The sequence below is a fragment of the Methanobrevibacter sp. genome (assembly GCF_017410345.1).
In the GTDB taxonomy this organism is placed as follows: domain Archaea; phylum Methanobacteriota; class Methanobacteria; order Methanobacteriales; family Methanobacteriaceae; genus Methanobrevibacter.
The window spans coordinates 1-18,106 of the sequence record NZ_JAFQQZ010000009.1; the positions used below are offsets into that span (position 1 = coordinate 1).

Below are 18,106 nucleotides of genomic sequence, written 5' to 3' on the forward strand. Positions count from 1 at the left end.
GGTTATCCCGGTCCTAAGGGTAGGTTATCCACGTGTTACTGAGCCGTACGCCACGAATCTAAATTCGTTCGACTTGCATGGCTTAATCGAATCCCAATAGCAGTAGCTTCTGCCAGGATCAAACAGATTTGACAGAATACAAAAATAAGTCAACTTCGTTAAACGAAATCAAAAGACTTAGAAGTACGCATAAAAAAAATTAGACGAGATATTACACAAATATTCAAATATTATATCACAGACATAACAATCAAATATCACCACATCTACTTAACCAACATCAAACACTAAGTCAAACTTAGGTTCTCACGAATATATAATAATATTAATACAAGATTAATATTGTGATAATAAATTTATAAACATAAATTTAGCCATATGTGGAAAAGCAGTCATCATAGTAATGTGAATACATATACTCAAGACCAACGCCATAAACACATGGCACATCTAATAGTGAAAGTTACAACATTTACAAAAATAAAAATAAATTATTGCAATAATTAATATTTTTTAATTTAACTAATTATAAAACTTCATATTTTAAAATAAAACTTAAATTAAAATTGTATTGGAATTTAAGTAAAAAAATGAAGAAAAAAATTTGAAAAATTAATAAAAAAGATTAAATTTAAAAAATAATGCCTCCCAATTGAAAAAAGAAGTTGAAAAATTGAAAAATCCGAAAAAATGAAATGAACAAGAAAAAGTCATATAAATCCTTTAAATAAAATTTCAGTTAAGATAATAACTTTTTTAATAAAATAAACCATGGATTTTATAGAAAAATAAAAATTCTTAAAAAAATATTTAATAAAAATTAATATGAGAGATAAAATTATTTATTTAGCTAAAATAAGAGATAATCAATAGCAATTACCTGAATAAACTTTAAATATATCTTTAAATATGAAAAAAAGAAAATTTTTATAGAATCAAAAGTCAAAATTCAAACAAAAAATTGAATTTTAATAAAATTTTCAAAAATGAAAAATAACAACTAATATATAAATATAACTATTTTATTTAATCCTTATTTAAAGAAAGGAATTTTTTCTTAAGATCAATTTAAACTATTTTTAGAAATGGAAATCTGTAAAAAGAGATGATAATTCACAAGGAACAATAAAAAAAATATTATTATGATATATAAAATATAGAAAATATAACAATTGTTAATTTAATATGGCTAAAAAAAAGAAAAAATTAAAAAATTAGGAATTGTAGCTTCCTTAGAAGCTAGCAATTACGTCTCCTAATAATTTAATAGATTCTTCTACGTTTTTACCTACAGGGGATCCTGCTACGTATTGAGTTACACCCATGTCAGCTAATGCTTCAATCTTAGGAATGAACTCATCAGGAGTACCACATACGGAGAAAGCGTCGAGTGCTTCTGGAGTTACAGCACCAATAGCACCACCGAAGTTACCTTGTGCTAAGAAGTCACCCATTTGGGTGTTGAATCCTTCAGGTAATCCGTGTCTTTCAATTACTGGAGGTGGGGAACCTGCTGCAATAAATGCAACTACAATTTTAGCTGCGTTTTTAGCTGCTTCAGAGTCAGGACCAATGGAAGTTGCAGTATATGCTGCTACATCGAAGTCTTTTGCTTGGTCGCCGATTCCTTTTTTGATCATAGGCATAGCTGCTTCATAATCTTTAGGGTTGGAAGCGTTAATTAATACACCGTCAGCGATTTCACCAGCGGTTTCTAACATTTTAGGACCTTGTGCACCCATGTAAATAGGGATTGCATCTTGTACTTTTTTAGCTCCACCTAATTGTGCACCGCCTTCAGTTTTTTCACCTGCTAATAAGGTGTTAATGTCTGCGATTGCTGCTTTGATAGTGGATACAGGTTTTTCCCAAGCGATTCCTAATGCATCAAAGGTTGCTTTGTCACCAGGACCAATACCAAAGGTTGCTCTACCATTAGAGATTTCGTCAATAGTAGCAATTGCGGAAGCGGAAATTGCAGGACTTCTTACGTATGGGTTGGTTACACCAGGACCCATTTTAATGGTTTCAGTGTTTGCTGCAATTAATGCTAAGGTTTCGTATACGTTTTTGTTGTTGTAGTGGTCAGTGATCCATGCGTATTCAAAACCGACGTCTTCTGCTATTTTTACTAATCTTACGAGTTCATCTAACGGGATTTGAGGTACGAATTCTATACCAAATTTCATATTTATCACCAATTTTTATTATGTTGTCTAGCTTATAAAGTATTTGTTATTTAAAAAATATAGAAAGATTTATATATTAAATCATATTTGTCTGATTTTTGATAAAAAAAATGAACAATTTATATATTTATTGAAATAAATTTTTACAAAAATAAATATTCTTTAAAAAAATTAAAAAATTTAAAATTGGAAAAATTTTATTAAAAAATTGATGAGACTTAATGAAATATACTAAAAAATAAATATTGTTATAGAATATTAAAACAAACCACAATTTATTAATTAAATTAAAATTAAAATAGCTATGATTAATTTTAATACAATAGAACATTTAATAATATTCAAACAAAATAATAATGGAATTATTAATATCCGATATTAAATTAAGAGAATATGCGATAAGCTACAGGAAATATAAAGGATACAATATGAACTTATTATTAAAAATAAATCGCTAAAAAATATAAATAAAATAAATAACAATAAATTAAATACTTATAAAAAAATTAAATAAATATATTATACTTAATATTATTACCAAAACATAGGTTAAACAATGGAAATCAGAGAATTAACTAAAGAGATAAGAGACAGATCAATTGAATACGCCAAGCCAAAGGAACTTGACAGGCTTTCCGCAAGCTGGTATCAGGAAGACCTTTTATATTCCGGAAAAGGTAAAACCATATTCCTAATCTTGCCTACACCAGGTTGCTCTTGGGCACTTGGTCCAAGTGGCGGATGCACCATGTGCAGCTATATCTCAGACTGTTACCTCAAGCCAATTGAAAATTCCAAGATCATTGAATTGTTTGAAAAGGAATTGAACAAATGGGATTATGCTGAAGATTATGGGAATGGTGACAAAATAGCCATAAAGCTCTTTGCATCTGGAAGCTTCTTGAATCCTGATGAAGTTCCAAAGGAAGCAAGAGACTATGTATTGAACAGACTAGCAAATATGGAAGAAATCAGCGAAATCGTTGTTGAATCCAGACCGGAATATGTCAAAGAGGAAGTTTTGGATGAAATCTTTGACATCATTGGAGATAAGTTGTTTGAAATCAGCATAGGCCTGGAAACTTCTAATGAAGATACCCGATTAAACAAGATCAATAAGGGATTCAATAACAGAACCTTTGAAAAGGCAATAGATCTTATCAAGAAATACAAAAGCAAGCATAACATCAAGTCTAAAGCATACATTTTTGTTAAGCCTATATTGACCTCTGAACAGGAAGCCATCGATGAGGCAATCGAAACTGCAACTTACTGCGAAAAGCTAGGAGTCGATAGGGTTTCATGCTGTCCTGCAACAATTCACAGAGGAACATTGATAGAAAGACTTTGGAGAAGAGGATCCTACAAGCCTCCTTGGATCTGGTCTACAATCGAAGTGATCAACACCATCAGGCAAAATGTAAGCATTCCTGCATTGATGGACACTTCAGGATTCGGATCAAGAAGAGGCCCTTACAACTGCAAGAAATGCAATAAGGAATTGAAATACAGAATAATCGATTCCAACTTTGACCAAAGCCAAATCGAATATGACTGCGAATGCAAAAAGGAATGGATGGCAGAAGTCAAATTCTCTGACTTGAATAAATCCAAAACTCCAATAAAGCACTTGCCATTATATTAAACTTCAGCACTATTAAATTAAGATACAAATTAAGATACAATATAATGATATATTTATAAATAATAAAAATGATAAAATATTAAATAATTATTCAATTGAAATATTGAAAAATTTGATATTGGAAATTATGAAATAGGGAGGTAAAAACTTGCATAAACAAACTACAATAAGCATAATTGCAATTATCTTAGGAATCATCACAATTGCTTTCCCAATGCTTGGAGTAATTGCAGCAGCTGATATCCTCGGATTGTCCGTTTTATTGCTTGCAATCTTCTTATTGGCAAATGGTGTCAGTGAAGTCGAATACAACACCACCAGAGGATTGATAAATACAATCTTAGGAATAATAATGCTGATAATAAGTTTAGGTTTAATATTCAACCCAAGCATATTTGCATTTTTAACTGCCTTAACCATCTATTTGGCAGGAATATTCTTAATTATAATCGGTTTAATTATTATTGTTGGAAACAGAGACAACAAATATGGATTCTGGATGGGAATATTAGGAATAATTTTAGGTGTAATATACATTATCCTTGGAACCTACATCAGGAATCCCCTCATTCTCGGTTCATTAATCGGAATCTGGTTATTGATAACCGGAATATTAAACTTATTGGATGATGGTTACTACTAAGTAATCTATAAACAAAAACATGAATGAATAATAAACAAATTATTATTTATTCATTAACTAATTTTTTTATTAAATAATTATAAGAAGCAATTATTTTATGTATGAATATAAGAAATCTTTTTTTAAAATATAAAACCTTAGGAAATAAACTATGATAGCGATAAGTGCAGACTTTGACCCTGTCCATAAGGGACATGAGGAATTGATTAGAAATGCTAGGGAAATAGCTGATAAAAAGGACACTGAAGTTGTCATTTACATGAATAAAGGCTACAGTGCAAATCATGCCCCCTTCTTTACACCATTTGAAGCAAGAAAGGAAATGGCACTTGCTTTAGGTGCTGATAAGGTGGTTGGAGTTGAAGGCCTGCATCATAGACTGATCTTATCCTATAGCGTACCAATCAGACTTGCTAAAATGCATGAAGATGGCGTAACTGACTATATTACAGCGGCAGATATCAGTTTGGAAGAGGTTAAAGGATATGCGGAACGGTTTATTCAAGAAGGCAGTTTTCTTGGAATGCCTCAGGATTTTCCTAACCGTAATGTGATTCGATGGTATGCCATAAACGAATTCCTATCAAAGAAATTCAATCATAAGATTGACTTTCATTTAATCCCCGAACTTGCATCCCCGACTAAAATCTCCGGTAGATTCATTAGAAAGGAAATCCTTAAAAACGACTTGATAATAAGTGATGATATAAAGAAACTGCTTCCTCCTACAACAATTGAAATATTGGAGAGGGAAATAGAAAAGGGAACAATTCCTGGAAAAAGAAATATGAAATTGCTAAAGCATAAAATGAACACCTATTCCAGATCAAGCTTGACAAACATTGCCTATTTGAATGGAAAGGTAATCAATAAGATCGTCGAAGGCAGATTCTATAAGGAGGATGAAGAATCCATCTGGGCAAGCTTTAGAAGAGCGGATTATGGTCCGGTAATGACTCGCCTTGCAGCAAGCTGCATTGAAGAGGAAGTTACAAAGGATGAAGTTCTGAAACTGATGAGACATTATGAGGAAAAGGGATTTATCCCTCCGGAACAGAATGTTGACAAAATCATTGAAAGGGCTTGGTATGTGGCAGAAGAGGTGGATAAGGGAGTCTCTGCAAAGGAAGCCAATGAGAAATTCAGAAAAAGACAGGACTTAAAGCTAAACCCTTTAATGACTCTTGAAGCGGGATTGAACCTTACAAAATTTGAAGCGAAAAAAGTTCAGGAAGGGATTGAAGCAAAGATATTCGTCGATAAGGACAATCAAATATCCTGTGAGATTAAAGAAAAAAAGATTAAGATAAAAACCAATTTAAAGCTTCCTTCAAAGGAAGTGACCTATTTAAGATACATATTGGATTCAAGATACATTCCAGTAAGCGGGGAATTGATTAAAAACAAAAGAAATGATTGGAGAGTAAAAATAACAATCCATGATCAATAAAAAAAAAGAAAAATTAGTTAATTAAGCCCCCAAAATCACTAAACTATTTTTTATTATTCCTATTTTTTAATTTTTCAAATTTCTCTTTAGTTGCCAAAGCCATGATTTTGGATTTTCTCTTATCCTCAACATCATTCAAGAATTCCAATACCTCTATCAATTCTTCATATTTGCGCTTGGCTTTCTTATTGGAACTGGAAATACGTGACTTGGAAGCTGTTTCAAAATCCCTATTTTCGGTGAGTGACAATATTTCCCATAGATCTTCACTCAATCCTAACTTTTCAGCTGTTTCAAAGGTTTCTACAAGAAGTGCTGAAACTCCTTTTGTATAGGAACTTCTAAGGATTTTCAATTTGGAAACATCCCCTATCTCATCGCTTACAACTTTAATATTGACTTTTACGTCATGATTGGAATCATTGCTTCTAATGAAATCTCTCATATTGGCTACAAATTCCTCTGCCTTTCGGCCTGAAAAATAAAGATGCAATTCCTCTGAACTGACTCTGCCCATAATTGAGGAATCAATGAAATGCTCATCTGTAAGATAATTTTCAATTTGCTTTGCAGTGTTTGGAGAAATGTTGTTGAAATCCAAGAAGATTCCCTCAGTCAATGAGCCATACTTCAAGGCAACAGCCAATGCGCTTTGAGGACTGTTTGCTGAAATCAGGATATCGGACTCTTTAGCAACCTCTTCAAAACTATCCAAAACGGTTAGATTAAGTGATTTCACCAAATCCTTTGTCTTTCTTGACCTCCCTTCAGTTGAAGTCAATACTTCAAATCCATAAGAAAGGAGTATTTTAGATAAGGTGTATGACACTTCACCAAAACCTATAAATCCGAATTTCATATTTTCCCCCTCCGATATAAAAATGAATTAATTATATAATATCATAATGTTGTTAAAACATGTGAACCTTCAGCAAGACCTAATTCTTTAGATATTGATGAGCATTTTGTACAAAGCAAGACAAAGATGTCCTGTCCCTCAAGGTTCATTTCGGTCAATCCTTCAAAATTTCCCATTCCTTTGGAAATCACAAAAGGAGAACCTAACAATATCTCCTTGAATTCATCTGAAATCATGGATTCCACCACACCTACAGAGTCAGATCCTGTAGTGATTAAGGTAGCTACCTCATCAAGACCTGCTTCCAATGCCTCTTTCATGCAGGCATCATTTAGAATAGGCTTCTCCTTAACTGCCACTGTAATGTCAACATCATACTCCTTAATTTTTTCAAGCAGGAATTTGTCAAAAACGATTTCACCGGTATTGTCCACCAAATAAAGAACTTCATCATACTTCTTTAAAGCTTCTTCAAACTCTTCAATCTTGTTTATGACAAGCCCTTTTTCTAATCCCTCCTCAATCATTGATTCAAATTCTGTATTCAAACCATATGTGCCAAAATCAAGAATATTTCCTACAATAGCTATTTTAACATAGGTTTCCAAACTATTGTCTTCCTCTAGAATTTCTCTTACCTTAGGCACTAAGGATAGAGCAATCTCATTTCCTTCCTTCTTCTGATTATAATATGGATCATAACATCCTGTTTCTTTCTTGATATATTGATGAATCCTGGTCCCAGTGGCATTTGAAGACAATTCCTTTGAGAAGTTTTCCCCAAGAAAAGATAAAATATCCTGGAGTATCCGGAACTTTAATTCCTCATCATCTGTTGATAAGTCAATAGCTTCCTTTGCTTGTCTTAAAAAGCATGCCCCACATTCGTAATAAACTTTAATAGTATCACCTAAGAATATAAGATTTGAATAATTAAATTTAATAAAAATTTTATAGATATATATTTATCTTTTAAAATTATTATAATTATTGAAAAAATAGTTGAAATAATAAAAGTATAAAATTTAATTTAGTGAAAAAATAGTTAAAAAAAGTTTAAAATAGATAGAAAAATCTATCTATCCTCCATAGATGATTTGAATGAATTCTATTTCATCCCCATTTTCAATCGCAGATTCTTCAATAACTATTTCACCGTTCTTTTTAGATACAATAGTTTCTGAAGATAAGTCTAAATCATCTAATAAGTCTTTAATTGTTAAATCTCCATCTATTTCCCTTTCTTCAACTTTATCTTTAATAGTTAACTTAAAAGTCATAAAATCACCACTTTAATTTTTTTATCCCTTCAATAATATATTGTAAATCATCATATTTAAATTATATAACAATTGTTAATAAAAATAGAATTTTTAATAAAAAATTTTATTTATTAAAAATATTAGATTATAAGAATTAGAATCATTTGCCTAATTCTTCTAAGAATGTACAAGCTCTGCATAATCTATTTGAAGACGGCTCACCGCATCTTTCGCATCTGTCATATTCATAGTCATGAGCCAATTCCCTGCGAAGAGCTGGCCTAATCTTATCAAATCCCTTAAGAGTGGAATACTTTATTGTTGGATGATCTTTAACCAAATCATTTAGGATATTGGAAATTTCCATCCTAAAGGATTCCTGAGCATATGGACAGCCTGCCAAGTGAATATCCAACCCTTTTGCAAGTGCGTATAACCCTATTTCCTTTTCTGGAATCTCTCTTAGTGGCTTGATTTTAACAGTGAATAGCTCGCTATTGGACTCTGTCTTAGGACCTATTGTTGCCAGGTTTTCCATATTTCCTTCAAGATAGTTCATTAAGATGGCTTGAGTTTCATCATCCAAGTTGTGGCCTGTTGCAATCTTGGTTGCTCCGAATTCCCTTGCAGCCCTATTGATAATCCATCTCCTAAATACTCCACAATAGGTACAAGACCCTCTATGGCCTTCTCTCTTCATTATTTCATCCAAGTCAATGCCAAAGCTTTCCTTAAATGATACAACCTTATGTGGAATACCTAATCTTTCAGCATGTGCTTTAGCAATCTCCACTCCTTCCTCTCTGTAACCTGCAATTCCTTCATCAATGGTTACAGCACATAATTCAATGATGCGCCTTTCAGCATATGAATTAAGGATTTCTAGAGTAACAACACTATCCTTTCCTCCAGACAATGCCACTAAAACCTTATCTCCCTTTTCAATAAAGTTTTCCTTTTTGATTGTTTGCTTTACCTTTTTTTCAATGCTTTCTATAAAGCAATCCTTACATAAAGCCTGTCCTGAAGCCTTTCTTTTTATGATTACATTTGGATTTCCACATTTAGTACAAGATTCCATATTAAAGTCATCCTTTTTAAGATTAAATAATTAAAATAATTGAATAAATTAAATAAATAAATATTTTTAAACTAATTTAGGTTTTTAAATAATTTAAAAATTTGGTTTTTTACATATCTGCTACAAATTCAGCCAATTGATTCAATGTGCTTACTTCATAAACCTGAGCACCTGCTCCACGATACAATGAAACACAACTATCAACAACATCCCATTTCTTTTTATCCTCAGGGTTTAAGATAATCACCTTCTTAGCCTGTGAAGACATTTGGGAAATAAGCTCAACGCTTGCAGGAATTCCATTCACCTTAGGACCTGCCCAATCCCTACAGTCAGACAATAGGATAATATAGGATTTATTGCTTATATCTGCCTGTTTCATGAAGGATTCAAATGCAGTGAACATATTGGATGTTCCTCTAACCATCATATTTCGCATACGAAGCAATCTTATTTCAGCAAAAGCATTAACCATATACTTTTCCTTAAGAAACTCAGTTGTTTCAATTGTTTTATTGTCAAATTCAAACATTCGTGAATCCTTAAATGTCTTTTGACATGCAAACATAAGCATGAAAAACCAGCTGCTGATCCATTCACATGAACCGCTGACATCATTCAGGAACAAATGCTGTTTTCTATGAGGTTTCTTCTTTACATGAACAAGGTCAATCGGCACACCACCATATTTCATGTTTTGCCTCATTGTCCTTCTCATGTCAATCTTGTTTGAGCGAGCCAATCTCTTTCTTCTTGACTGCTTGTTTGCGATTTTTCTTCCAAGCTCTACGCATAATTCAAATACTCTTTCATCGTATTTGTTAAGCTTTGACAAGTCACTGTTTAGAATATCATTATCCCTTGCAAGGTCCTTGTCCCTATCTTCAAGGATAGGTCTTCCTGCAAAGTATTCCATAGCCTGTTCTGCACCCATTTGAATTTGCTTACCACCAGAACCTTTTTGCTTGGTAATTTTCCATTCATGCTGGGAAAGCTTACCTTTCATAGTGTTTGGCCTATAGGATCTATTAAGCTCATCTGTTAGGTTTTTAACTTTCTTTTCAACAAAGAATCCATCAAATGACTCATTGAATTTAGGAATGTCATACTTGCTCTTTACATAAATTGACCTGAAAGCATCCTTTAATATAGGCAAGTCATCTTCTCCCAATAGATTATATGCCTCTATTGCTGACTGAGTAGACCTGATGCTCACAGGCATTCCCTTTTTTCTCAAATCATTTGATAATCTTACGATTTTTTCTTCCATATTAAAACCTTTAACAGACTATAGGCTAATTATTCAAACTAATCGTTCAAGTATTCGCTTCTAAATATCTCTTTTATAACTTTTGCTTTGTCAGGTTCTGTTTTGATAGCTACTCCAACACTGTCTTCAAGTGCAGCATCAACATTCTTTAAATCCTTATCCAAGTGCATTGCTGAGTTTACCCAATCAATTGAAGCCCTTACAGATGGCTTTTTATTTAAGTTAAAGGTTCTGATTCTATGAACCATATTGACAACCTTTTTGACCAAACCATCATTTGCATTAGGTATTCTTGCCTTGACAATTGCCATTTCACGTTCAACTGAAGGATATGAAATGTATAAGAACAGACATCTGTCCTTTGTCTCTTCAAGCAAGTTCCTTTGGGCATTTGAAGTCAACATTACCACTAAATCATTTTGAAGGTCAAAAGTGCCTAAATCATTTACAGTGATTTGCTTTTCACCTAAAGCCTGTAGAAGAAAGCTTTCCACTTCTTCATCAGCCTTATCGATTTCGTCAATAAGAAGAAGTGATGGCTTGTCATTCATGAAAGAAGTCAATAGAGGCCTTCTGATAAAGAAGTCATCTTCAAATATGGATTCTTCACCTTTTTGACTTCCTTTGAATGCTTCAAGGTGGAGAAGTTGCTTTTGATAGTTCCATTCACCCACAATCTGTTCAAAGGTGATTCCCTCATAACATTGAATCCTAAAGAATTCCCTTCCTAAACATTCGGAAACAGCCTTTGCAAGCTCTGTCTTACCTACTCCAGGAGGTCCTTCAATCAAGATTGGCTTGTTTAAAGATAAGGATAAGAATACGGAAGTGCTGATTTCATTATTGGAGATATAACCAGTACTTTCCAACATTTTTCCTATTTCTTCTATGGTTAATTCTTCATCTGTCATTTAAAAACCTTTTTTAGTTAATTAACATTAATTGTAAATAAATATTATTTTATATAAAATCTATATAATAGTATATAGTAATTAAATATTTGTTTAATTTATATAAATAATTTATTGTTTTATAATATTAAAACTAATAAAAATAAGTTATGAAACTTAAAATAATTTTTACATGTGTGATAAAATGAATACTAAAAAACTCATTGCATTATTCTTTGTTTTTATCCTTCTCTTTGGAGGAGTTTGCATTTGCACTATGTACATTTAGAATATTAATTATATATAACACTTGTTATAAATAATAAAATATTAAATAATTTAAGGAAATTAAACATGAAAGCAAATCCAAAAATACTTCTCTATATTCTAATGATTTCAGCACTTGGAATAAACACTCCATTAAGCATTGTAGGAATCATTTCACAAATAGCAGAGTATTTCCATACATCAATAGCTATTTCTGGACTTTATGTAAGCTCATTTACATTCACAATAGCTGTCTGCGGATTGTTCATACCTGTTTTATTTTCAAAATATGAAAGGAAACGAACTTTTGTATCCATTTTAACTGTATTTGCAATAGCCAATTTTATTATAATCTTTACAAGAAATCTGTATATTGCATCTTTTTTTAGAATATTATCTGCAGTATTCTATCCTGCCTTTATCTCCATTGCACTAACTGTATGTGAAGAGATTGCACCAAAAGGCCAAGAGCAGGATTATATCACAAAGATATTGCTTGGAATTTCAATCGGAAGCATTGTAGGATTGCCGATTACAACTGGCCTTGGAACCATATTCGGCTACAATATAGCTATGACTTGGATCTTTGCAATAAATCTATTGACTTTGATATTGATTATAATATTCTTCCCAAGAATTGAAGGAAAGGCAAAAAGCTATGAAATGCCATTTTCCAGCCTAAAATCAAAGGAATTCATTCTTGCTACACTTGGAATTATAATGATGCCAATAGGCGCAAGCATTGTCTATAATTACCAGCCATACTTCCTGCAGGTAGTGAGCCATGTATACACATATAAATTAAGTATTTTCCTATTTATCTATGGATTGTTTTCAATATTTGGAACATGGCTTGGAGGCAAATTGATAGCAAAAAGAGACAAGGGTACTCTCATAATATTTCAGTTAGTATGTGGTGGAGTGTTTGTATTGCTTTATCTATTTGCAAATTACCTAATTCCAGTTCTCATATTAATCTTGACTTTTGGTGTTTTAGATGGAATGGGATACAATCTTATTCAATACATAGAAGCTTCTGTTATTCCAGACAGTCCAGAACTTGCAAATGGAATATTCTTAAGTATTTTGAATGGTGGGATAGCACTTGGAATAGCTATAGGAGGATTCTTGGTAGATGGATTTGGAGTAATGTCAATTTTCATTGCTGGAGCATTGTTCCTACTGCTTGCATTTATCATTCTTTACTATGTGATAATGATAATGAAAATACCTTTAAAATACTCTAAATAATAAAATAAGCTATTAGAATATGTAAAAAAAGTTTACATGAAAATTTTATGAAATTTCATGTAATTAAAAAAAATAGTTTAGAATTATTGTTTTTTAATGAATTCTTCAGGATCTTTAAATAAGTCAAAGTCTTGAACGTATTCCTTTCCAGTTAACATTGCAATCTCTGCCTTTTGTAATTCCTTACCAAGATATGCAGCATGATCCAATCTGGTGACAAGCCCTTTTTCAATGATTTCCTCATAGATTTCACTGGCTCTTTTTCCTTCAAAGCTTATGGTCGGCTTTGTCTTCTTGAAGTGAGTTGCAACGATATAGGAATCCTTGACTGATATTGCATGTTCAACCCTTATCTTAAAGCTTCCTGCCTTATCCCTTACAAACTTGATAGGAGCCTCTTGCTTTATTATAGGAACATTGTCATCCTGCTTCAAGTCAAACCTTTTCTTCTTGTCCTTGAATACGAGAAGGTCAACACCTAAATCCTTAGGAATGGATTGCCTATTCTTAGCCAGGAACATCATCTTGGAAGCAATGGCTAATTCTCTCACACTTCCGTGGGTCTTACCACTTTCCTCAGGAGTAAAGAGTATGCTTGCGCCAAGCTCCATTGCAATACCTGCAAGAACCGCATTTGCACCTACAGAATCTGTATCCATAAGCTCGATTACATTACCTATACCAAAGAACATTGGCTTCTTGTCGACTTCATGGAAATCATGGAACGCAATGATTGAGTCCACAAGGCTTGCACTGTTTACCGGATCAAGAATCAAGTCACAGACTACCTCAAGGCCATCACACGCCTCTACAAGCTTCTGCATGGAAGCAACCCTATCGGCTGGAGTGTGTGGAACAAAACCTTCACTAAAATTAGTTGGAAGAATAACTGCAGGAACATTCTTTTCCTTGAGTAAAGGCAAAATCTCATGATAATTACCGTTATCCAAACTCAAGACCATGTCAATTCCATGGTTTACTGCAGCTTCAATCTCCTTAGGATTCAATGTGTCTATGCTTAAAGGCCTGTCTCCAACAATAGGACGTAAAGTGTCAATGAGATCTGGAATCTCATCAGACCTGTCCTCACCTGCAATCATACCGATATCTATCATATCAGAACCTGAAGCGACAAAGAATTCAGCCTTCTTAATCAAGTCCTCTTTAGACAATATAGGAGCGCTTGCTATCTCAGACAATACCCTCATTGGGAAATCCTCACCAACAGGAAGGTTCCTGACAAGAATGTTATTCTCTTTCTTAAGCAGTTCATCTCGCTTTTCAATATCATTTTCAAAGTCTTCAATGAATTGCAATGCTTGCTTTTTCTTTTCTTCAATTATTAATTTATCTGCAGGAGTTGATTGTGAGAGTTCCAAATCATCCACAAGGTCCAGAACCATAGCGAGGTCTGCAGCATCTGTAGATGCCTTATAGCAAGGAATTCCAAATTCCTCTGCAATTAAAAAAGTGTCTTTTCTTATTAAACCTGGAACCAATATCAAATCAATATCATCCAATCTATCTTCAAAATACTCATGTATCTCTTTGATTATCTGAGTAGGAGTCAGGAAAGCGGCAACTTGAGTCTCTGCTATATGCACCACTGTTTCCTTCTTTGATTTGTCAGCCATTTCCTTTACCAAAGGATATGCCAAGTGTCCGGTTATAATAAGTATCATAAAAATTCTCCAATAATCTTAATTATCCTCTAAACGGGCTGTTGCATGTCTGTCTGCCCAACATTGAATTACCACACCAATTGGAAGTCCTGCGGTGTGAGTGTCCATCTTCAATATCTTCACATCCAGTGCAGTTGTCCTTCCACCAAGACCCATCGGTCCCTTTCCATCCTTGTTTATTCTTTCAAGACATTCAAGTTCCATTTCAGCAATGGTTGGGTCTGGATTGCGCTCTCCAACTTTTCCAAGAAGAGCCTTCTTACCTAATTTCAAGGCCATATCTGAACTTCCGCCAATTCCAACACCTACAACGATAGGAGGGCATGGCTTTCCTCCTGCCTTAAGTGCGGTTTCAACAACAAAGTCCTTCACTCCTTCCACTCCTTCAGCAGGAAGTGCCATCTTAAGTGCATTGTTGTTTTCTGATCCGAAACCTTTAGGCATTATGGTGAATTCAACATAATCTTCATCAATGAGTTCAATATCTACAATAGGAACCTTATCCCCTACATTTCCTGAGTTCTTTCTTGTGATTGGATCAACCACATTTGGTCTTAAAGGGACTTCTGCAGTTGCCTTTGCAACTCCTTTCTTGATTCCTTCATAAAGGTTTTCGACCTCAACTTTACCAAGCTTTACAAAAATGATAGGGAGACCTGTATCTTGGCACATTGGAATTGACTTTTCTTCTGCAAGTTCAATATTCTTCAAGATAGCTTCAATATTTAGCCTACCTAAGTCACTATCCTCACGTTTAAGTGCCTCTTCAAGTGAGCATTTAACATCGTCTCCAAGAACGATGGCAGCCTCTTTGTATAATTGATAAATGGTATCTTCAATTTGCTTTTCTGTTATCATAAAATCACGAATAAAATTAAAAGAATAATAATTTGGAATAATCTATATAAAATATTTAATTTACAGATTTAAATAATTAATCAATCAGATTATCCATCATTTCAAAAAGCTCATGATAATTTTCATATAAGTTCCTGAACTCATCATCATTTTTAGACATTAGGGATATCTTCAATCTTTGGTCATTTTGAGAGAATTCCACCATATCTGATTCATGGTCGCCACCGAATAGATCAAGAATCAAAGATTTGATCTCCTCATATTTATAATCAATCATATTATGCAACCTGCTATGGTTCAATATGTCCATTGCATGAATCATTCCATTTTCTTCCTTATCCATGCATGTGGAGAGGCTAATTTTGGAATTAATATAATATGGAGCCTCAAGCTTATCCCTGCGAAGCACAATTGTAATTCTGGATATCACATGATCATCATCGCAATTCTCATTTATGAATTTGAGCAATTGGAACTGTTTTATATTTGCACCATTATTCATGAAAGTCATGGTAATATATTATTTTTATAGATATTTAAATCTGATGTGAGTTAAGAAACAGTGAAAATAAATTAAATAGTTAAAAATAGTTTAAAAAAAGAAAGGTAGTAGATGAATAATCATCTAAAATTAGCTCTTGACCCTCATCAGCACTAATAATATCATCAGTAGTGTCCTCTGCAGCGCTTACTGCGGAAATGGAAAGTATAATGACAATGAAAATCAGTGCTAATATGGACAAAATCCCTTTATTTTTCATATTGTTTTCCCCTTAAATTCTTTAGTTGATACTATTTATAATGAAAATATTATTTATTTATTACTAAATAGTTTTAAAATAATGGGAGTTTAAAAAAAATAGAATGAAAAATTTGAACAAAAAATAATAAAAAATAGTTAAAAAAAGAATATAAAAATAAAAAAGAAAGGAATTAAGACTATTTCAATAAGGTTTGAACTTTCCTAAATCCTTCGGAAATCTTTTCTTGCTTGTCATGAATTATCTTTTCTGTATCGTTTGTGAGTGCATGAGTCGGACATGCCTCAACGCATTGTTGAGTGTCATAGTCTGCACATAGATCACATTTGGTAGCTTGTCCTATCTCATTAATGGTGACCGCTCCAATGGGACATACGCTATGACATAATCCGCAACCAATACATTTATCCTGCTTGATGGTGATTGCTCCACCTAAAGCCACAATGGCTCCTTTCGGACATACGGCAAGACAAGGTGCTTTTTCAGGACTGCAATGCATACAGAATAATGGGACACCGTCATGAACACGAATTGCATTGTTAGGACAATTACGTTCACAAAGTCCGCAATCCACACAAAGTTCTGGGTTAACTTTCAATTCATCCATATTCAACACCTCTAATCTCCATCTAATGGTCCTCTTGCTCTTGTATCAGTTGTAATCACACTGAGAAGGCCTTTCTTCTTGGCAGGTTTGTCCAATCCATACATCTTTTCAATGTGTTCTTTCTGTTTCCTTTTAATGACATTCTTGATGTCATGAACTGCAATGGCTCTTTTGGAACATGCACGAACACATGCAGGACCTTCCTCTCTGTCTGCACAATGGTTGCATTTGTGAGCATTGCTGTATTGAATGCTGATTGCACCGAATGGACATGCCATTGCACAGAATCCGCAAGCGATACATTTAGTTACATCTACTCCTAAATTGCTCATTGCACCTGTTGGACATATGATCTCACAAGGTGCATCTTCACATTGCTGACAGCGAATAGGGAAATAGGAACCGTCTAATTCATGAATAGTGATTCTTGGAACTCCATGGACTCCTTCACATGCTTTTTCGCAATCCTGGCATCCATCACATAATTCATTATCTACTATTAATTTCTCCAATAGAGACCCTCCTTAGATACCTAATTCTTCACATTGGTTGTCAACGAATTCTTGTATAATTGCAATTTGTTCATCATCAAGATGTTTGAATCTTTTTTGAGCAGATAAGTATTCTTTTACAGGTTTTCTTTCTTGAGGTCTGTAAGTTACTCTGAATTCACCGTTTTCGATTTCAAATAATCCCCATGCTCCGGTTTCAACTGCGAGTCTACCTAATTTGATGGTATGTTCCGGTTTGAATCCCCAACCGGTTGTGCATGGCTGTTGAAGGTGAATGTAAGCAGGACCTTTGGTTTCAGCTGCCTTCTTGACCTTTTTCATAAAGTCTTCAGGATAGGAAATTGATGCGGTAGCAACATATGGAATTCCATGAGCTGCCATAATGAAAGCCATGTTTTTCTTAGGCTTGTCTTCACCGAAGCTTTCCTTACCTGCCGGGGAAGTGGTTGTTGATGCACCGTAAGGGGTAGCTCCACTTCTTTGAATACCTGTGTTCATGTAAGCTTCGTTATCGTAACAGATGTAGGTTATGTCGTGACCTCTTTCCATTGCACCTGATAATGATTGTATACCGATATCCGCAGTACCACCGTCACCACCGAAAGCGACGATATTCACATCTTCCTTACCTTGAGCCTTCAATGCCCTTTCCACACCGGAAGCGACTGCCCCCGCATTTTCAAAAGCAACGTGAATCCATGGGACTTCCCATGCTGTTTCAGGATAAGGGGATGTCATAACATCCAAACAACCAGTTGCACAGGCGACCACAGTGTTTTTGCCTAATGCCTTAAGAGCAAGTCTTACAGCAATAGCCGCTCCACAACCGGCACAGCCTCTGTGACCTGGTGCCAATAATTCTTCTTCAGGAAATTCCAT

Annotated in this window: 18 protein-coding genes and 1 rRNA gene; 4 read left to right on the forward strand and 15 right to left on the reverse strand. The window is 33.9% G+C overall.

Annotated elements, in window-relative coordinates; all coding sequences use genetic code 11:
• Window positions 1-129 (reverse strand): 16S ribosomal RNA (locus IJE13_RS00965); the annotation flags it as partial.
• A gap of 1,103 nt (window positions 130-1,232) precedes the next feature.
• Window positions 1,233-2,189 (reverse strand): 5,10-methylenetetrahydromethanopterin reductase, encoded by a 957-nt coding sequence (mer, locus tag IJE13_RS00970; RefSeq protein ID WP_292775994.1) that lies wholly within the window; start codon window positions 2,187-2,189, stop codon window positions 1,233-1,235.
• A 556-nt stretch (window positions 2,190-2,745) separates the two neighbouring features.
• Between mer and IJE13_RS00975 the strand changes: the two genes are divergently transcribed.
• From IJE13_RS00975 to IJE13_RS00985, 3 genes are all read left to right on the forward strand, one after another.
• Window positions 2,746-3,834, forward strand: a complete 1,089-nt coding sequence (locus IJE13_RS00975; protein ID WP_292775996.1) for an archaeosine biosynthesis radical SAM protein RaSEA — start codon at window positions 2,746-2,748, stop codon at window positions 3,832-3,834.
• A gap of 148 nt (window positions 3,835-3,982) precedes the next feature.
• On the forward strand, window positions 3,983-4,477 hold the full coding sequence (locus tag IJE13_RS00980; protein WP_292775999.1) for a DUF308 domain-containing protein: 495 nt from the start codon (window positions 3,983-3,985) through the stop codon (window positions 4,475-4,477).
• A 151-nt stretch (window positions 4,478-4,628) separates the two neighbouring features.
• Window positions 4,629-5,927: an adenylyltransferase/cytidyltransferase family protein gene (locus tag IJE13_RS00985; RefSeq protein ID WP_292776001.1), complete on the forward strand. Its 1,299-nt coding sequence runs from the start codon at window positions 4,629-4,631 to the stop codon at window positions 5,925-5,927.
• A 43-nt stretch (window positions 5,928-5,970) separates the two neighbouring features.
• Here IJE13_RS00985 and IJE13_RS00990 read toward each other — a convergent pair whose 3' ends face one another.
• The 6 genes from IJE13_RS00990 to IJE13_RS01015 form a co-directional block, all read right to left on the reverse strand.
• Entirely contained in the window at window positions 5,971-6,786 is an 816-nt protein-coding gene (locus tag IJE13_RS00990) for a DUF1932 domain-containing protein (RefSeq protein ID WP_292776003.1), read from the reverse strand.
• Window positions 6,787-6,827: 41 nt separating this feature from the next.
• Complete coding sequence (locus IJE13_RS00995; protein WP_292776064.1) at window positions 6,828-7,688, reverse strand: ARMT1-like domain-containing protein; 861 nt, start codon at window positions 7,686-7,688, stop codon at window positions 6,828-6,830.
• A 177-nt stretch (window positions 7,689-7,865) separates the two neighbouring features.
• Window positions 7,866-8,066 carry a MoaD/ThiS family protein gene (locus tag IJE13_RS01000; protein WP_292776005.1) on the reverse strand — a complete coding sequence of 67 codons (201 nt, stop codon included), beginning with the start codon at window positions 8,064-8,066 and terminating at the stop codon, window positions 7,866-7,868.
• A gap of 142 nt (window positions 8,067-8,208) precedes the next feature.
• A complete protein-coding gene (locus IJE13_RS01005; RefSeq protein WP_292776007.1) occupies window positions 8,209-9,129 on the reverse strand; it encodes a TIGR00269 family protein in 921 nt (306 codons plus the stop codon).
• A 109-nt stretch (window positions 9,130-9,238) separates the two neighbouring features.
• Complete coding sequence (locus IJE13_RS01010; RefSeq protein ID WP_292776009.1) at window positions 9,239-10,399, reverse strand: VWA domain-containing protein; 1,161 nt, start codon at window positions 10,397-10,399, stop codon at window positions 9,239-9,241.
• A 38-nt stretch (window positions 10,400-10,437) separates the two neighbouring features.
• The gene (locus tag IJE13_RS01015; protein ID WP_292776011.1) at window positions 10,438-11,310 is read right to left on the reverse strand and encodes a MoxR family ATPase; all 873 of its coding nucleotides are present in this window, start codon (window positions 11,308-11,310) and stop codon (window positions 10,438-10,440) included.
• 333 nt (window positions 11,311-11,643) lie between these two features.
• Between IJE13_RS01015 and IJE13_RS01020 the strand changes: the two genes are divergently transcribed.
• Window positions 11,644-12,807: an MFS transporter gene (locus IJE13_RS01020; RefSeq protein WP_292776013.1), complete on the forward strand. Its 1,164-nt coding sequence runs from the start codon at window positions 11,644-11,646 to the stop codon at window positions 12,805-12,807.
• An 83-nt stretch (window positions 12,808-12,890) separates the two neighbouring features.
• On the opposite strand, the gene IJE13_RS01025 is transcribed toward IJE13_RS01020, so the two are convergent.
• The 7 genes from IJE13_RS01025 to porB all read right to left on the reverse strand — a co-directional run bounded on the left by IJE13_RS01025 (window position 12,891) and on the right by porB (window position 18,106).
• The gene (locus tag IJE13_RS01025) at window positions 12,891-14,489 is read right to left on the reverse strand and encodes a dihydropteroate synthase-like protein (RefSeq protein ID WP_292776015.1); all 1,599 of its coding nucleotides are present in this window, start codon (window positions 14,487-14,489) and stop codon (window positions 12,891-12,893) included.
• An 18-nt stretch (window positions 14,490-14,507) separates the two neighbouring features.
• Complete coding sequence (locus IJE13_RS01030) at window positions 14,508-15,347, reverse strand: fumarate hydratase (RefSeq protein WP_292776017.1); 840 nt, start codon at window positions 15,345-15,347, stop codon at window positions 14,508-14,510.
• 76 nt (window positions 15,348-15,423) lie between these two features.
• The gene (locus IJE13_RS01035) at window positions 15,424-15,849 is read right to left on the reverse strand and encodes a hypothetical protein (RefSeq protein WP_292776019.1); all 426 of its coding nucleotides are present in this window, start codon (window positions 15,847-15,849) and stop codon (window positions 15,424-15,426) included.
• Window positions 15,850-15,928: 79 nt separating this feature from the next.
• The gene (locus IJE13_RS01040) at window positions 15,929-16,090 is read right to left on the reverse strand and encodes a hypothetical protein (RefSeq protein ID WP_292776021.1); all 162 of its coding nucleotides are present in this window, start codon (window positions 16,088-16,090) and stop codon (window positions 15,929-15,931) included.
• 196 nt (window positions 16,091-16,286) lie between these two features.
• A complete protein-coding gene (locus IJE13_RS01045) occupies window positions 16,287-16,715 on the reverse strand; it encodes a 4Fe-4S binding protein (RefSeq protein ID WP_292776023.1) in 429 nt (142 codons plus the stop codon).
• Window positions 16,716-16,726: 11 nt separating this feature from the next.
• Window positions 16,727-17,227 carry a 4Fe-4S dicluster domain-containing protein gene (locus tag IJE13_RS01050; protein WP_292776026.1) on the reverse strand — a complete coding sequence of 167 codons (501 nt, stop codon included), beginning with the start codon at window positions 17,225-17,227 and terminating at the stop codon, window positions 16,727-16,729.
• Between the two features lie 12 nt (window positions 17,228-17,239).
• Window positions 17,240-18,106 (reverse strand): pyruvate synthase subunit PorB, encoded by an 867-nt coding sequence (gene porB, locus IJE13_RS01055; RefSeq protein ID WP_292776028.1) that lies wholly within the window; start codon window positions 18,104-18,106, stop codon window positions 17,240-17,242.

Bases quoted from the DNA above. Each gene is read 5' to 3' on its own strand.
- IJE13_RS01020 (WP_292776013.1), top strand. From the start codon at position 11,644: ATGAAAGCAAATCCAAAAATACTTCTCTATATTCTAATGATTTCAGCA.
- IJE13_RS00990 (WP_292776003.1), bottom strand. From the start codon at position 6,786: ATGAAATTCGGATTTATAGGTTTTGGTGAAGTGTCATACACCTTATCT.
- IJE13_RS01005 (WP_292776007.1), bottom strand. From the start codon at position 9,129: ATGGAATCTTGTACTAAATGTGGAAATCCAAATGTAATCATAAAAAGA.
- IJE13_RS01000 (WP_292776005.1), bottom strand. From the start codon at position 8,066: ATGACTTTTAAGTTAACTATTAAAGATAAAGTTGAAGAAAGGGAAATA.
- mer (WP_292775994.1), bottom strand. From the start codon at position 2,189: ATGAAATTTGGTATAGAATTCGTACCTCAAATCCCGTTAGATGAACTC.
- IJE13_RS01025 (WP_292776015.1), bottom strand. From the start codon at position 14,489: ATGATACTTATTATAACCGGACACTTGGCATATCCTTTGGTAAAGGAA.
- IJE13_RS01010 (WP_292776009.1), bottom strand. From the start codon at position 10,399: ATGGAAGAAAAAATCGTAAGATTATCAAATGATTTGAGAAAAAAGGGA.
- IJE13_RS01030 (WP_292776017.1), bottom strand. From the start codon at position 15,347: ATGATAACAGAAAAGCAAATTGAAGATACCATTTATCAATTATACAAA.
- IJE13_RS01045 (WP_292776023.1), bottom strand. From the start codon at position 16,715: ATGGATGAATTGAAAGTTAACCCAGAACTTTGTGTGGATTGCGGACTT.
- IJE13_RS00975 (WP_292775996.1), top strand. From the start codon at position 2,746: ATGGAAATCAGAGAATTAACTAAAGAGATAAGAGACAGATCAATTGAA.
- IJE13_RS01015 (WP_292776011.1), bottom strand. From the start codon at position 11,310: ATGACAGATGAAGAATTAACCATAGAAGAAATAGGAAAAATGTTGGAA.
- IJE13_RS01035 (WP_292776019.1), bottom strand. From the start codon at position 15,849: ATGAATAATGGTGCAAATATAAAACAGTTCCAATTGCTCAAATTCATA.
- IJE13_RS00985 (WP_292776001.1), top strand. From the start codon at position 4,629: ATGATAGCGATAAGTGCAGACTTTGACCCTGTCCATAAGGGACATGAG.
- porB (WP_292776028.1), bottom strand. From the start codon at position 18,106: ATGGAATTTCCTGAAGAAGAATTATTGGCACCAGGTCACAGAGGCTGT.